This is a genomic window from Clostridium prolinivorans (genome assembly GCF_004011155.1).
Taxonomy (GTDB): domain Bacteria; phylum Bacillota; class Clostridia; order Clostridiales; family Clostridiaceae; genus Clostridium_AT; species Clostridium_AT prolinivorans.
On sequence record NZ_RJWG01000024.1, the window covers coordinates 1 to 16549 of the forward strand.

Annotated in this window: 12 protein-coding genes and 3 pseudogenes; 13 read left to right on the forward strand and 2 right to left on the reverse strand. The window is 28.6% G+C overall.

The genetic code is table 11. The features are described from left to right. Nucleotides 1-72: 72 nt before the first annotated feature. The 13 genes and pseudogenes from EGD97_RS11695 to EGD97_RS11745 form a co-directional block, all read left to right on the forward strand. Nucleotides 73-282 (forward strand): annotated as a pseudogene (locus tag EGD97_RS11695) (phage holin family protein); the annotation flags it as partial. Beyond that, a complete protein-coding gene (locus EGD97_RS11700) occupies nt 275-970 on the forward strand; it encodes an N-acetylmuramoyl-L-alanine amidase (RefSeq protein WP_078683259.1) in 696 nt (231 codons plus the stop codon). The pseudogene EGD97_RS11695 and the gene EGD97_RS11700, both read left to right, overlap by 8 nt. Before the next feature lie 48 nt (nt 971-1018). Further along, on the forward strand, nt 1019-1156 hold the full coding sequence (locus EGD97_RS12460; RefSeq protein ID WP_164850214.1) for an SHOCT domain-containing protein: 138 nt from the start codon (nt 1019-1021) through the stop codon (nt 1154-1156). A gap of 136 nt (nt 1157-1292) precedes the next feature. Next, nucleotides 1293-2918, forward strand: a complete 1626-nt coding sequence (locus EGD97_RS11705; protein WP_127837507.1) for a recombinase family protein — start codon at nt 1293-1295, stop codon at nt 2916-2918. A gap of 12 nt (nt 2919-2930) precedes the next feature. Continuing rightward, entirely contained in the window at nt 2931-3836 is a 906-nt protein-coding gene (locus tag EGD97_RS12615) for a recombinase family protein (protein WP_228202028.1), read from the forward strand. An 18-nt stretch (nt 3837-3854) separates the two neighbouring features. Further along, nucleotides 3855-4535: a zinc ribbon domain-containing protein gene (locus tag EGD97_RS12620; protein ID WP_228202029.1), complete on the forward strand. Its 681-nt coding sequence runs from the start codon at nt 3855-3857 to the stop codon at nt 4533-4535. 99 nt (nt 4536-4634) lie between these two features. Continuing rightward, entirely contained in the window at nt 4635-8804 is a 4170-nt protein-coding gene (locus EGD97_RS11715) for an NACHT domain-containing protein (protein WP_127837508.1), read from the forward strand. Nucleotides 8805-9020: 216 nt separating this feature from the next. Beyond that, entirely contained in the window at nt 9021-9218 is a 198-nt protein-coding gene (locus EGD97_RS11720; RefSeq protein ID WP_456064397.1) for a hypothetical protein, read from the forward strand. A 568-nt stretch (nt 9219-9786) separates the two neighbouring features. Beyond that, on the forward strand, nt 9787-10620 hold the full coding sequence (locus EGD97_RS11725) for a hypothetical protein (RefSeq protein WP_078683254.1): 834 nt from the start codon (nt 9787-9789) through the stop codon (nt 10618-10620). 20 nt (nt 10621-10640) lie between these two features. Then, the gene (locus EGD97_RS11730) at nt 10641-11333 is read left to right on the forward strand and encodes a hypothetical protein (protein ID WP_127837509.1); all 693 of its coding nucleotides are present in this window, start codon (nt 10641-10643) and stop codon (nt 11331-11333) included. Between the two features lie 806 nt (nt 11334-12139). Further along, the gene (locus tag EGD97_RS11735) at nt 12140-12784 is read left to right on the forward strand and encodes an ABC transporter ATP-binding protein (protein WP_127837510.1); all 645 of its coding nucleotides are present in this window, start codon (nt 12140-12142) and stop codon (nt 12782-12784) included. Between the two features lie 5 nt (nt 12785-12789). Further along, nucleotides 12790-13485, forward strand: coding sequence for a hypothetical protein (locus EGD97_RS11740; RefSeq protein ID WP_078683250.1), 696 nt, complete (start codon nt 12790-12792; stop codon nt 13483-13485). Nucleotides 13486-13823: 338 nt separating this feature from the next. After that, on the forward strand, nt 13824-13964 hold the full coding sequence (locus tag EGD97_RS11745) for a recombinase family protein (protein WP_456064398.1): 141 nt from the start codon (nt 13824-13826) through the stop codon (nt 13962-13964). A 1124-nt stretch (nt 13965-15088) separates the two neighbouring features. On the opposite strand, the pseudogene EGD97_RS11750 reads toward EGD97_RS11745, so the two are convergent. Together EGD97_RS11750 and EGD97_RS11755 are read right to left on the reverse strand one after the other, a co-directional pair. Further along, a pseudogene (locus tag EGD97_RS11750) lies at nt 15089-15217 on the reverse strand (ATP-binding protein); the annotation flags it as partial. A 35-nt stretch (nt 15218-15252) separates the two neighbouring features. Continuing rightward, nucleotides 15253-16407, reverse strand: a pseudogene (locus EGD97_RS11755) (IS3 family transposase). Between the last annotated feature and the right edge of the window lie 142 nt (nt 16408-16549).

The following is a 16549-nucleotide window of genomic DNA, read 5'->3' on the forward strand; positions in this document are numbered from 1 at the left end:
CTTCTCCTATTTTTATATATCATATCATGACCGAATATTTATTGTCTAATTAATTGTAACCTATCCAGTTTTTTAATTTTTGTAATGGTTGGCATAGGAAATATAGTAGATGTTCATTTGATTAAAAACGGTAGTGCGATTCGTACTGCTGTTATTTTTTTCTACATTTCAAATGAAGGTATAAGCATTATTGAAAATTCAGCAAAGGTTGGACTACCAATACCTCAAAAATTAAAGGATGTTTTAAAACAGCTAAATAAGGAGGATGAAAACAATGGCTAGATTATGTTTTGACTATGGACATGGCGGAAACGATAGTGGTGCTTGCTATAATGGCAGGAAAGAATCCAATGATGTATTAATTTTAGGTAGAGCTGTGGCAGCAGAGATTAGAAGGCATGGAGTGCTTGTTGATGAAATAAGGACTTCTGATGTTACGATAAGTCTGCAGGATAGAAGTAAATTTGAAAATAGAAACACCTATGACTATTTTATATCCTTCCACAGGAATGCTTATCAACCTGAAAAAGCAAAAGGAGTAGAAACATATACTTATTTAAATGCAGGAGCAAAGTCTAAAGGCTTAGCAGAAAGGATACAAGCTGGACTTGTGTCTTTAGGTTTTGTAAATAGAGGGGTTAAGCAAACTGACTTTCATGTATTAAGAGAAACCAAGGCTCCGGCAGTATTAATTGAGATAGGCTTCATTGATAACACAGGAGATAATAATTTGTTTGATGCTAAAAGAAATGAAATAATAAAGGCAATAGCAAAAGCTATATTATCACAGATAGGAATTAACTATGTAGAAACTTCACCACAGACTGCAGAAACACCACAGATATCAAATGGACAAACTCTTTATAGGGTTATGGCAGGTTCTTACTCAGTAAGAGAAAATGCTGAAAATCAAGTTCAAAAGCTTAAAGCAGCTGGCTTTGATGCTACAATTATGATTTTTAATAAGTAATCGTTACTCATAGAGGGGTAGCGGTTTTTATTTTGAGGAGGGCATGAAATGCAGTCAAAAGAAGTAAATAGTGTACCATATTTAATAAGCAGGTCTATTTTAAAGGAGCTTCTTGAAGATGGACTTATAACTGAAGAAGAGTTTTCAAAGATAGATGCTGAAAATAAAAAGACCTTTAATAAATAGATTTAGGGCTTGAGGTAGCAATACTTCAGGCCCTTACTTTTTTAGTATTTTTTATATGTTCCCACAGAACAATTAACTTGATGTAAGGCAGTGGTAGAGGTAACATGTGACTACCCTGAAGAGAGGAGGATTTTAAGTGAAGAAAATAACTACGATAGCAGTAAAAAATAAGGGTGCCATAGATGATAAAAAGCTAGAAAAGACAAGGGTTTGTGCTTATTGCAGAGTAAGTACAGATAGCTTAAAGCAAGCAGAGTCCTTTGAAATGCAGACTATTTTTTATGAGGACTATATTAAAAAGAAGATAGAATGGGAGTTTGCAGGGATATACGCAGATCAGGGGACAACAGGAACAAAAACAGATAAAAGGCTTCAGTTTAAAAAGATGATTAAGGACTGCGAACTTGGAAAGATAGATTTAATAATAACAAAATCAATATCAAGATTTGCAAGAAATACAGCTGATTGTTTAGAAGCAGTAAGGTACTTAAGAAGTCTTAATGTTGGAGTTTATTTTGAGAGGGAAAATATAAATACTCTCGGAGCTGATAGTGAACTTATACTCAGCATTTTAAGCTCCATTGCACAGGATGAAGCAAGGAGCATGTCAGAAAACATAAGATGGTCCTTCCAGAAGAAGTTTAAAGAAGGGAAGATACAGATTAACACAAAAAGATTTCTCGGCTATGACCTTTCAGAGGATGGAAAGCTTATAGTAAATCCAGAGGAAGCAAAAATAGTAAAGAGAATCTTTAGAGAATACTTAGATGGCAAAAGTTTAAATGGTATAAAGGATGGACTTGAAAAAGATAAGATAAAAACAGCTACAGGAGCTTACACTTGGCATGGCAGTGCAATAAAAGGTATCTTAAGTAATGAAAAATACTACGGTGATTTAATTCTCCAGAAAACTTATACTGTGGATTTTCTGAACAATAAAAAGAGAAAGAACAAGGGGGAGGTTCCACAGTATATTGTTGAAGGACATCATGAAGCAATTGTATCTAAAGAAGATTTTTTAAAGGTACAAGCCATGATGAGTGAGAGGGCGGCACAGTTTGGAAATGTTCCAGAAATAAGACACAAATATAATCAGCGATATGCCTTTAGTGGAAAGCTTATATGTGGTAACTGCGGAGCTACTTTAAAAAGAAGATTGTGGAACAGCAAAGCTAAATCAAAACAAGTAGTATGGTTATGCAAAACATATATTAATGAAGGAAAAAGCTCCTGTAATATGAAGGCATTAGATGATATAACACTAAAGGCTGTATTTGTAAGGGTATTCAATAGGCTTGAATACAAAGAAGATTTTGCAAAAGCTTTTACTGACAATATAGAGAAGGTTCTAAAGCAAGGTGCAAAATGTGAGGATGCTTTTAAGCTTGATAGAGATATTTCAAATATAAATGAAGAAATAAAAAGCCTTGTGAGGCAGCAGATAAAAGGTGAATTAAGAGAAGATGAATTTGATAAGAAATATATAGTTCTTAAGAAAATGCTTGAAGATTTACAAGTAAGAAAAGAAGCCCTAAATATTGATAGCAACAAGTATGATGAAATTTTAAAGAGAACCGCAGAAATTAAAAGAATAATCAATTTGAGAGAAACTGCTCTTGTAGAGTTTGATGATGATATATTTGAAGGATTAATTGAAAAGGTGGTTGTTATAACACCAACATATTTAGAGTTTCATCTTAAAAATGGGATGAAGGTGGAAGAAGAATTTATAAAGAAGAGAGGCATTAATGGCCTTCAGTAGAGGAGGAGAGTTATGGCAAAGGTTTCAGTAATTCCAGCAAGACAACAAGTGCAAGTGATAGACGGAGTTTCTAGGGAAAGAAAGAAAAGAGTGTGTGCATACTGTAGAGTAAGTACCGATACGGAAGAACAGCTGACAAGTTATGAAGCTCAAGTTACCTATTATGAAAATTACATAAGAAGTAAACCAGAGTATGAGTTTGCAGGCATCTTTGCAGATGAAGGGATAACTGGTACAAACACAAAGCATAGAGTTGAGTTTAATAGAATGATTGAAGCTGCTCTGGCAGGCCAGTTTGATATGATTATTACTAAATCAATTTCAAGGTTTGCACGTAACACCCTTGACTGTCTTAAATATGTGAGGCTTTTAAAAGAAAAAGGAATAGGGGTGTACTTTGAAAAAGAAAATATTGATACCTTGGATTCAAAAGGAGAGGTTCTTCTTACAATCTTAAGTTCCCTTGCACAGGATGAATCGAGAAATATTTCAGAGAACAGCAGATGGGGTATAGTTAGAAGATTTCAGCAGGGAAAGGTAAGAGTTAATCATAAGAGATTCCTTGGATATGATAAGGATGAAAATGGGGAGCTAATAATAAATGAACAAGAAGCAGCGGTTGTTAGAAGAATATATGATGAATACTTGGGTGGCCTAGGATATAAGTCGATTGCATTAAAGCTTGAGGCAGAGGGGATTAGAAACGGTTCAGGAAAAGTTAAATGGCATGATTCTAATATAAAGCAGATACTTACAAATGAAAAATATATGGGTGATGCCCTTCTTCAAAAGACAATAACAGTGGATTTTTTAACACATAAAAGAGTGAAGAATAAAGGAGAGGCTCAGCAATACTATGTTGAAGACAGCCATCCAGCTATAATATCAAAGGAAGTATTTCAGAAGGTGCAGGAGTAAATAGAAAGGCGAGCAAAAATGCAGAGCTGCACAAATGAAACTAGAAGTAGACATTCCAACAAATATGCCTTTTCAGGAAAGCTAATATGCGGTAATTGTGGTAGTAAATTTAGAAGAAAGAGATGGGGCCAGACAGAAAAATATAAAAAGTATGTGTGGATTTGTGTTAACCACGCTAATAACGGAAATGAAGCCTGTGATATGAAAGCTGTAGATGAAGAAAAGCTAAAGGCAGCATTTGTAAGGTCTATAAATAAAGCCATTCAAGACAAAGATACCTTTATTAAAACTATGATTGAGAATATAAATAATGTTTTAGAAAGCAGAAGAGAAGATGCAGAGCTTCAAGAAATTAATACAAGGTTAGAAGAACTGAAAGAACAAATGCTTAACCTGGTAAGGTTAAATTTAAGAAGTGGATTGGATAGTCTGATTTATGATGAGGAGTATCAAAGTTTAGAGCAGGAGATGCAGGAATTAAAACAGAGGAAAGCAGCATTTGATAATACAGAATTAATTAGGGATAAGGCTTTAAAGAAAGCAGAAGAAATGCAGAGAATTTTAAGCGGTAGAAATGAGCTGTTAAAAAGATTTGATGAAGGTTTATTTACAGAAATGGTGGAGCATATAAGAATAGTTTCTTTAGTAGAGGTTGAGTTTATTTATAAAACTGGGCTAGTAATTAAAGAAATATTATAATTATTGGAGTTTAGATAAAAATTGATGAATCATTATGTTATAATGTGGGTGTATTTGATTAAATAAGTACATCCATTTTTTTGAAAGTAGGGATTTTCAATGATACAGATAGATTGGAGGCAGTTTGGAAGAAAATTTGAAAGCTTACAAGCATCATTTGAACAGTTATGCCATTATTTATTTTGTAGGGAATTAAAAATAACAAGTACTGTCTCGGCGGATCACAATCAAAAAGGTTTAGAAACAAAGCCAGTTAAGTTTCAGGATAAATACTACGGATACCAAGCTAAATTTTTTGAGAAGAGTATTAATTACACCCAGATAAAGGAGTCGATAAAAAATGCTTTGGATGAATTTGAATGTGAATTAGATTATATATTTATTTACCTAAATACAGGTGCAAAAACTAGTTGTGATAGTGCTAAAAATATTGTAAAGATGGCAAAAGATAAGGGAGTAGAGATAGTTTGGAAGGATGTTACTTCTATAAGCACAATGTTAGCACAGCCTTCAAATATAGATTTAGCACAGGCATTCTTTGGAATTGGAGACGAATTTAAATTTATAAAAGAAAGTACAAATAAGGATGTAATTACACTGCTGCAATCTAACGAATATATAGATTTGCCAATAATTGCGGATAATAATAAATATTTGTTTAGTAACTTATCAAATATGGTCCTTAAGGGGCAAGACAAAGTTTCACTATTCATAGGTAATCCTGGTTCAGGTAAAAGCATTTGTATGCACAAATTTTTTCAAGTATATTCAGGTTTAAATAAAAAAGATGAAAAAGGTATGTTTGAGACTATTGAAAAGAACAATGCTGTTCCTATGTTAATAAATCTAAAGTATTGTTCAAAGGACTCGTTAGAAAACATAATTAGAAATAGACAAAATGATTATGGCATAAGAGAGGAAATAAAAAACTTTATATATTTATTGGATGGGCTGGATGAAATATCAGAAAACGATGTTGAAATAACTCTTCATTATATTAAAGAACTGGTTAATAAATCTAGTACTTGTAAAGTTATAATTTCATCAAGGAAAGAAAGTATTAATAGAATCTTAATTAAGAGTTATTTCCCGAACTTAAAGGAGTACACAATTGGAGATCTATGTGAAGAAGATATAAAAAAATACTTTGAAGCTAAGAATAATACAATAAAGTTAGAGTTGCTAGATAAACTAAAAAGTGAAAATAAACTATTAACAGAAATTAAAGATATCTTATTGGTTAAATCATTATGGGATGTTATAGATAAACATAATAATAAGAATTGCATTCTTGATATTCTTAGGCTAAAAGTGGAATCAATTATTGATAAGGCAGAACATCAAAAAGTATTAAATCAATTAAACATACCTAATCCAAAGAAAAATGAAATAATAGAATTAAATAAGACAATTTCATATGAAATGCAAAAGAAATTTGTTTTAAATTTTTCTTATAAGGAAATCTATGACATAGTACTCAATAAATATCCACGAATTGATTATAAAGCTGCTAATAAGATTGTTGGTTATCTGGCTGAGAGTTTTTTTGAAAATAATTATAATGAGGAAACGCTTAGTAATTTTTCATATGTATATCAGCATAGGAGATTTCAAGAATACTTTTTTACATTAAGGCTAAAAGAAAAGTTTGAGAAAAATCCTAATATTTTAAGAGAATTGCGTGTATTATCAAATAGAAAGTTTTTCGAAGATTTTTTTCTAGAGCTGCTGCGAAAGGAATACACAGCAAAGAATGATATAGGAGGCATGCTTGAGCTCAATCTTATTAATGTATACTTGGGAAAAAGTGAAGACTGGGGAGCAGATGATCCAGCCTATTTATATTCCTATGAACTAACAGAAGCAATTGCATCACAAAGGGATGAAATGTTTGAATCGCTTATGTCAGAAGAAACATTACCAATTGCAGAGCATTTAAGTGGAGACATAGAAAAAATAGTTCAAGAAATAGAATATAGAAATAGCGATAAGCGATACATAAATAGGCTACCAGATCCAATACAAGAAAAAGCACAGAGTATAGTAAGGAATATAGCAATCTGCTGGCAAAATGGAAAGTTCACGTTTGCTAAAGAACTAGATAAAAGAATGTGTCAATTAGTTGAAGATGTGAAGTTAAATAATAATAAGTATTTAAAATATATTTCATCTGCAATTAGAGAAGAAATAAAAAATTATTTATACATTCTTCTAGTCATTCGTGGAAATAAATCTTCAGATGTTCTTGAAAATTATGTTAGACAGCTCTATATTAACGATAATAAGGGATATAAACTTGCTGAGACGGATGATGAGAAGATTATTAAGGCATTTTTTAGTGTTATATTAGATAAAGAAAATACCGAAATAGTTGAGCTGATAAATTTAATTAATGATAAAGAATTGGTTACATTATTAGAGATATTTTGCTCAACTGACTATTTGCATTACCTAAAAAATAATAATGTTGTTGAAGCATTATCGGCTAGAATAAAGCAGGTGCCTGAAAAGGTAATCTTGGAAAATGAAATGATAATAGCATTTAAACGGTATTTAAAATTGGATATTTCAGACAATGAAAAAGATGCAATTGATAGGTTCTGGGGTAGTTTGAGCAAAGAAAGAGCTATAGATTTATTTACTCATAAAGGATATCATCAAATTTATTCATTTATAACTGTGGCTTGTGATAAGTATTCAGATTTTGTTGAAATGGGATTTGTTGATGTAAGGAATGTTTATATTCAACTTTATAAAGGGTATTTTGATTTGTTAGAAAATAAGACCAGCATTGGAAAAGTAGCTAAAAGGTTTTGTGATTGCAATGAACTGTTATCTGTTTCAAAATCTATAAACTATAAGTATTATTTTTCTAAAGTTTGGGCGAGTATTTTTGCTAAGTCATCATTAGGCATAGATAAATTGCTAAGAATAAAAGAATACTTATATTTACATACAGAACAAATCAGCATGCTTATGCTATTTTGTGAAATAAAGAGAAAGAATTTAGAACTATTTAAAAAAATAGTTGATATTAGTGAGATAGAAGAGATTGAAAAAACACTTGTAAAAAATGGGCCCGAATTCACATTCAGTATTCAAGACAATGTAAATAGTTGGTTTCACTTAGCATATCTGTATTCAAGCTTTAACGAAACTAAAAGTATAAATTGTATTTCAAATGGGATTAACAAAGGTATTCTAAGGCATGGGTGGAGAAAAGACAGCATTGTAGATATTGATCTTATTAATTCTCTTGAGATAATGGTGGATAATAAATTTTTTAATAGAGAAGATACTAAAAAGATTATAAAGCGGATTTTCAACTATCTCACCTATTTGGGAAAAATTACCGATGAATCTGGAGATTGGAAAGCCTTCGAGAAACTACTCAAAATTACAAGTAGAATAGATATAAAACTTGCAGAACAATTTTTAAAAATGTTGGAGGAAGAAGATTTAATATTTAATGAATTAGTGACGATTGTGCTAATTGAAAAAGTTTATCAAACAGAGAGTCTAAGTGATTTGCAAGAAATAATGGGATTTTACAAAATAGAAAATGATGGCTACTATGGTAGGCGGCATGATTTATATTATCTGGAGAAAATTAAAGTTTTTTTAGAGGTTTTAGATTCAGGTATATTTGAAGATGAAGAGGAAAAAAAGGCTTTTGATAAGGCATACTTTTGTTTTGAAAGTATTAAGAGGTATAGTGGAGATACTAAAATAGGAGATGTAGAATTATATAATAGATATAAACATTACTGTGAAGTGTATGATAAGAAATGTAATGCTGAACTCGAAACATATAAGCCTGAAATATATTCTAAGCCAAAAGACAAACTTACTGATAAAGGACTAAAGGTTCTTCTAGACTCAGTAGTGGACACAACAACATTAATTGAAGTTTATAAAAAACTAAATGAACCATATGTTTTAATAGAAAAACCAGAAACATGGAGAAACCTTATTGACAAGACGTATAGCATTACTTCCTCATTAGAATTGTTTTTTGATTACTTGAAGAATATCTATTACTCGCACTTTCACTATTCATCAAATTCAGATTATGTTCATTATGCAGTAGCTTATGCTTTTAGTAGAACAGAGATGCGTCAAGATATGCTAGACTTTATTTATAAAAATAGCGGGCATGGAGGTTTCTACGCTTTAATTAAGGTTTATGAAATAAATGGGAATAAGGAACAGTGTATAAAGCTTTTCAATAGGTTTATAAGGTTCTGCGATTTTTTAGTCTTTGCTTAATTATACTGTTTCCTTTTAAGCCTTTTGGCTTACTACATGCATGTTGAGTGTGTTGTGATGATAGAGAAGAAATAGGAATGACATTATTATTACTTATAGCTTTTAAAGAGTAATAAGTATGTATGCTTAGGAGCGGAAGAGAACCAAAAATATATTAATGTAGAAATAATATTTGAAAAAGAAAATATCAAAACTTTATCAGGGGATGGAGAGCTTATGCTAACCGTCCTCTCTTCTTTTGCACAGGAAGAAAGCAAAAATGTCAGCGACAGCTTAAAATGGAGGGTAAAGAAGAAGTTTGAACGAGGAAAGCTGATTATAAATACCACAAGATTTTTAGGTTATGACAAGGATGAATACGGCGNGAGATTTATGAGAAGGGTGAAGCAATTTTTTATAGATTTTTTATTTTAAATAATAACATGATATTAAATAACTTCTTGTCATTTTGTGTCGTAAAATTTTACCAAAGAAATTATTGACAATTTTTTAACGGGGGGGGGTAAAATTATAAATGTAGACAAGTTATTTATATAATTTGGTAACTTTATGAGTACAGTTTATAATATATTTCTTATATAATGTTTTTTTATTTTATTCTTGTAAACAAGTTATCTGTAAAATATAGTTTTCCAGTATAAAATGCATATAAATATCATTTCACATGTAAAAAACAACATTTTACTATAAGTTTATTGATTAGAAAGATAAATTTTAGTATTTTATTGGATGTAAGATATAAAAGTAATTCTGCAGTTGGTACTGATGTGTTTTTAGGAATTGAAGATATGGAAGATACCTTATTTTACAATAATAATGCTGCTGGTACTGTAAATTACAAATAGTGTTTAAAAGAATATATCATGCTCTGCATGATATATTCTTTTAATATTAGTGGTTATACTATAAAGTTAAATGTATTAAAGTTAATAAATCGTTATGTAAAATATTATGTTTATGATGTCAATATTGAGGTGATCACATGATAGGATTAGTTAAATTAGAAATTAGGAAATGCATAAAAAGAACAGAATTTAAAATAGCGCTTATTGCTATATTTTCTGCAATTTTTCTCGATTATATAATTCTTTGCAAGGGTTATTATGGATCAGCATTATCAAAAGTAATGTCTGCATCAGATGGAAGTATACTTACAAACTTAATTAAAACGCCTTTATCTCCAATAGTAAGTATTTTGTTACCATTGACAGTAAGTTTTATTTACTCAGACTCTTATTTAGAAGAGAGAAAATGGGGACTAAGTAACTTTATTAATACAAGAATAAGTAAAAACAAATATATTTTAGCTAAGGCTATTGCAATTGCTATTGTAAGTTTTTTTATAATATTCATACCATTGATAATAAATATGCTATTGGCAATTATTGCATTTCCAATACAAGGGCATAATACATTTGGACTACCAGATTATAAAAAACTTTCCTACATAGATCCAGGTATTATGCTAAATAGAATAAAGACATACTATCCATATATTAATATATTAATTTTCATTATAATAAGAGCTTTATTTGCGTCTAGTTTTGCACTGATTTCTTTTGGAATATCATTTTTTAATAAAATTAATAAATATTTAGTAATATTATCTTCTATGATTATTAATACTTTGTTAATGATGATAACTGATATTTTATCGAGAATTATACCTAATAGAGATATTTCTAGAGCTATAGGAACTAATATTTTAGGGACTAATAGTTATGGAAATTTTATATGGTTGATATTTATAATGTGTATTTATTTTATTTCTAGTTTTATGCTGATAAGGAAAGGCACAAAAAATGAGATTCTATAATATTGGAGGATACAAAAGCTGTGATGAAAATAACTAAAGGAGAAGCTCTTCTATATTCGATAATTTTTATACTTGCACTTTCTAATAAAGTTATAGGTTCAGTTACAGATGTGGAACTTATGTACAAGTCGATAGTAAATAGCAAAATAGTTACTTTGGTATACATACCTATGTTTTTATTCATACTATTGCAGACATTTTCGGAAAGAATGATACCTGAACTGATAATACGATACGAAAATATATATAATTGGAGTATTTCAAACCTTAAAATAATTGTTATGTTAAGTATAAGATTTTGCGTTATTTTTAATCTAATAACATCTATATTTATGATTTCCTGTAACAAGGATTTATTATTTAATAGAAGTTTTTTAATTTTTATTTATATTTCTATAATAATTCAAATTTTTGGATGGTCTTTAATTGGTACATTATTTCTTAGTGTTATTTGTGCGGTAAATAGTATTAAGTTAGCATATATGCTTATTATTATTTTTTTTCTAGCTATAAGATTAATTATGTCTCCTTTATCTTTTTTATCTATCAGAAATTATATAATACCAATTTGGGATACAATGTTTTTCTACGATTTAAACAAAGACTACTCGATTATGATAAAATATCTATTTATGAATATAGCTATTACAGCAACATTATTTATCATATATAATTTTTTGTATAAAAACAGAGATATTAGGATAGAAAGGTAATACTTATGAAAATATCTAATAGAATCAGCAAGCGAACTTTTGTGATTGTATTTATATGTTCAATAATATTTGATTTCTTAGGCTTATTTTTTTATAACAAAAATATAGAAACGATAAATGATTTTATCACTTTTACATATGGATATGTAGATTTATGGCATATAAATAATATTGTTAATATAGTATATTGGATGCTTCCGCAATTAATTTTGATAGTATACTTAGGTGATTATATAGAAGTTAGATTGCTAAAAAATGCAACCTTAATCTTTACAAGAACTAATAATAAAATAAATATTTTATTAAGATTTATTAGAGAACTATTTATTCAAATATTCTGTTTTTATTTGCTGCAACTTATATTGGTACTAGTAATAGGAGGAATATTAAATGTGAAGTTATTTATAAATATAGATATTATTTTCATGATGATTAGGCTTATCTTATACAATTTCTTTATTATATTAATTGTTAATAGTTGCTCAATTTTATTTAAATCCATATATGGAGTGTATTTAGTATTAATTATACAGTTAGCCCTATTATACTTATCAAATCTTATATTAAATTGGAATAAATATTTTTTAAAATATCTACCTACTACTAATGCTCTATTATCGTTGAACAAGTATGGTATAGGTATTGAGAACAATATCTCATTATTATATTTACTTATACTTATATTGGTAGTAATTATTGTAGCCATAAACATATTCAATAAAAAAGAGATTTTATACTGATTAGATTTATAAAATAAATCGTTTTGTAAAAGTATTAAAGAATATTTATATATTTGGAGGTAAAGGATGAGAAGTATTGAAGTAAACAACATATCAAAAGTAATTAGTGGAACAACAATACTAAAGGATATAAATCTTGTACTTGAGGAGGGAAAAATTTATGGAGTATATGGACATAATGGATCAGGTAAAACTATGTTATTTAGAACTCTGAGTGGATTAATAAAACCAACAACAGGTACAATAAATATATTTGGACAACAATTGCATAAAGATATAGATTTTCCAAAGAGTATAGGAGTGTTAATAGAAAACCCAAAGTTTTGGCCAAACTATACAGGAAAAGAAGTATTAAAAACTTTAGCAAATATTAAAAGAATTATAAATGATGAAGATATTTCAAAGTCTTTAGAGAGAGTTGGCCTTAATCCTAATGACTTACGAACTGTAAAAAAATATTCTTTAGGAATGAGACAAAGATTGGGAATAGCACAAGCTATTATGGAAAAACCAAATATTATTATTTTAGATGAACCTACGAGTGCATTAGACGAAGATGGTGTTAATTTGATATATAATATCCTATTGGAAGAAAAAAAACGAGGTGCAGTTGTAATAATATCTAGTCATAATAAGGCAGATATTGATACTTTATGTGATTATAAAATAAAAATAGATGGAGGAAAAATTGTTGATAAAATAGGAGGATAAAATATATGAATAAAAAAAATATAGCTTTCGCTATTATTTTTGTAGGTGTATTTGTTAGTATGATTGTTTTAGGCATCCTTACAAGAAAAAGTTATGTAAATGATATAGATGTAAATAGATATATTAATGACGAAAGTATGAATTTATCTATATCTACATATCAAGAAGATATTACAAAAGTGTTTACAAAATTTGAAGATTTAAATTCTATCGAAGATTTAGAGAAAGTTTCTCCTATAATTGTTAGGGCGCAAGTAGATTCACAAACATCCAGAAATAGATATTATTTAACAACTTTAACAACTGTTAAAGTTGTTAAAGTGTATAAAGGAGATATCAATAGTGACTTAATTTCAATATTTGAGCCTATAGATATTGTAAATATAACAGATGCAAATGATATAGTAGATTCTCTTGATGGTTATAATTGGATGAAGGAAGATAAAGAATATATTTTGTTTCTTAGACCACTGAAAGATTCTCATTATACTGATGGAGATACAGTCTATCTGCCAACTTCTACCATCTTAAGTAAATATCAAATTGATGAAAGTCAAGTTTCAAAATTAAACAAAGAAAAAATTTTAAATGCTAATTTAAAATATACCAGTGTAGGTGAGCAAGAAGTTTTTCTTTATGAAGATAAAAATATAGATAAGTTTAAAGATTTTAAAGAGGATGTTTTACACAAATATAAATAAGTATTCTAATAGTTGTAATTGCCAGCTTTCATAAATGCTATAAACTTATTTTATATCAAAAATGGACAAGGATCAGAACTATATTATTATGATTTTACTTTAAATGATGAATATCAAATTAGAGCAAATTAAGATGAGTTGAATAACGCTATGGAGAATAGGTATGATAGAAAAAAGTTAAGAATTATTTTTTTATATTATATTAGGATCACTTTTTATAATTTCAATATTCAATAGTAAGGTTATTGCAAAAGTTCAAGTACAACAAAGCTCTTGAGAATCATTAAAAGGTTTTCTTTTTTTATGTTATTTTTTAAGAAGAATGGTAAATTTTAAAAATGTACACAGTTGATTTTTTAACTAAAAAAAGAGCAGTAAATAACGGAGAAGTTCCAATGTATTATATAGAAGAAAGCCATCCTGCAGTTATAGATAAAGAAATTTGGGAAGCAGTGCAGCTTGAAATGTGGAGAAGATAATAGTTAGTTTGCTTGATGGGACGTAGATTGAGATTGTAGTTGAATGAGGGATAATCTGCAATCAGCTGAAGATGGTGGATCAATTCTTACTATATTTCTCATTTTAAATAATAATATGATATTAAATAACTCTTGTCATTTTGTGTCGTAAAATTTTACTAAAGAAATTATTGATATTTTTTTAACGGGGTGTAAAATTTTAAATGTAAACAGAGTATTCATATAATTAATGAAAATTGAATGGAGTCATAAGTTAGTGCCAAATTTCTCAAAGACATTTTAAATAAATTGCTAATTTCTCAAATACAATAAATAATTATATTTATTTCAGGTAAAACATAACAAATATTATTAGTTATGTATACCTACTTAGGTATAAGTGATAATTATAACATACTTAAATGGAGGGAAACGTATAATCTTATTGGCGTTAATATTAGTTAAAGTAATGCTTGTATAAGTTTTTAAATGACTAATAATTCACATATTTGAAAGGAGGAAATTAGATGAAGCATAGGAGAAAGTTATATTATAATATTATTGTTTGTATAATATTTTTTTTGGGCTTTACAATTATAGATAGATTTAACTTGTCATGGACTGCTTATATTTTTATTGTTATATTCGGTATGTTGTTTGACTTTATTTGGGATTAGTCTTTTAAGAAAAAAATCAAAACTAATATTAAATCAGAAAGTTATTTCTTACAGGCAAAGAAAATGAAGTTTATGTATTAACAGTAAGTGTTTTGTTATTTAATAAATAGCTATTTAAAACCATGATATTATAGTAAATAACAAGAGGACATTCAGCGTGCTGAATTGACATTAAAAATTTATACAAAGTATATTAGTAATTTTACTGATAGAATTGAGGATAAACATAAGAAAATACAAGCTGAGAAAATAATTCTATATAAAGATAATTCAGAGTATTTGAATAAAAGAGAAAATATAAAACCGGATTCGTTTTACAGTTTCTATCGTTTGTTTGATGGATACTTAGCTGATGAAATAGTACTTAATAAATGTAAGATTAAAAAAAGAATATAAATGCTTATTACCCATATGTAAAAATGTCAAGATTAAAATGTAACTTTTTGATCATTTAAGAATGTAGCTTTTTTACTCATCCTCTTGTTTAAAATGATCTTTTAAGCGATATGATTTTCCATTAATAGAAACAACATGAGCATGGTGTAAAATCCTATCTAAGATAGCATTTGCAATAACTGGATCATAGAAAACATCATCCAAAGCTGGATTGTCAACACTTTTTTGTACAATTTTTATTCGGTCGCTTTTGATAATCTATATTCTACAGGTGTCATGTAATTTAATGAACTATGAATACGTTTATTGTTATACCATAATACATAAGCTCTAAGCTCTCTTTTAAGTTCTTGCAGACTTTTAAAAACTCTGTTAAATGCAAATTCAGTTTTTATAATTTTATAAGTTGCTTCTGCTACTGCATTATCATAAGGACATCCCTTCTTACTCAAAGAACGCTTTATTTCAAAGGCTTTCAGAACTTCCTCTATAGCTTTATTTTTAAATTCATTCCCTCTATCAGTATGAAATACCTTTATCTTAGTTAAATTTATTTTAGAACTTAAAAAGGCTTCATATACAAGGTCTGCATCCTTATTAGGACCTGCTGAATATCCTACTATCTCTCTATTAAAGAGGTTGATTAATAAACATATATAATGCCATTTTCCAGCTACATTTACATATGTAAGATCACTTACTACTATTTCTAAGTCATTTCTGTTATCAAATTCTCTATTCACTATATTTTCTACTTCATCATTGTTGCAGCTTGACTTATGAACCTTAAACTGCTTTACAGTGTAATTAGAAACTAAGCTATACTTGTCCATAATCTGTCTTATTTTTCTTCTTGATGCTACTATGTCTTTCTTTTTTAGTTCTTCTTTAATTTTTCTTGTTCCATAATTGTTTTTGCTTTCTCTAAATATTGCTATAACTGCATTCTCAAGCTTAGTATTATATACTCTTGCCTTTTTCTTATAATATACTAAACTTCTAGGGACATTTAATACTCTACACATTGCGCNATACTAAACTTCTAGGGACATTTAATACTCTACACATTGCGCTGATACTGTACTTTTCTTTGTTTGCTAAAATTATTTCTATTTTCGTGCCATTATCAGCGCTGCTTGCTTTAAAATATCATTTTCCATCATCAATTGTTTATTTTCCTTACGAAGACGTATTAGTTCATTCTCTTCCTCGGTACGATTATCTTTAGCCTTGAAAGACCCAGATTTGCTATAATCATTTACCCACTTAATTATTGTAGATTTGGCTATTTGGTATTCTCTTGCTATCTCTGATGTCGATTTGCCATTTTGTTTCAGAGCTACGATTTGCTTTTTAAAATCATCTGTATAATTTTTTGTTTTTCCTGCCATGATATTTTCTCCTTCTTCTATTTTTGTATATCATATCATGACCGAATATTTATTGTCCAATTTATTATAACCGATCCAAGCATTAAAATTTATATTAGTTGTTAATATCGTACTCTTTTTTTCATATCTCATATCAATAAGT

What these genes read in the sequence shown, in the direction of transcription:
- EGD97_RS11700 (WP_078683259.1), top strand. Translation starts at nt 275, where the DNA reads ATGGCTAGATTATGTTTTGACTATGGACATGGCGGAAACGATAGTGGT.
- EGD97_RS12460 (WP_164850214.1), top strand. Translation starts at nt 1,019, where the DNA reads ATGCAGTCAAAAGAAGTAAATAGTGTACCATATTTAATAAGCAGGTCT.
- EGD97_RS12615 (WP_228202028.1), top strand. Translation starts at nt 2,931, where the DNA reads ATGGCAAAGGTTTCAGTAATTCCAGCAAGACAACAAGTGCAAGTGATA.
- EGD97_RS12620 (WP_228202029.1), top strand. Translation starts at nt 3,855, where the DNA reads ATGCAGAGCTGCACAAATGAAACTAGAAGTAGACATTCCAACAAATAT.
- EGD97_RS11715 (WP_127837508.1), top strand. Translation starts at nt 4,635, where the DNA reads ATGATACAGATAGATTGGAGGCAGTTTGGAAGAAAATTTGAAAGCTTA.
- EGD97_RS11725 (WP_078683254.1), top strand. Translation starts at nt 9,787, where the DNA reads ATGATAGGATTAGTTAAATTAGAAATTAGGAAATGCATAAAAAGAACA.
- EGD97_RS11735 (WP_127837510.1), top strand. Translation starts at nt 12,140, where the DNA reads ATGAGAAGTATTGAAGTAAACAACATATCAAAAGTAATTAGTGGAACA.
- EGD97_RS11740 (WP_078683250.1), top strand. Translation starts at nt 12,790, where the DNA reads ATGAATAAAAAAAATATAGCTTTCGCTATTATTTTTGTAGGTGTATTT.
- EGD97_RS11745 (WP_456064398.1), top strand. Translation starts at nt 13,824, where the DNA reads ATGTACACAGTTGATTTTTTAACTAAAAAAAGAGCAGTAAATAACGGA.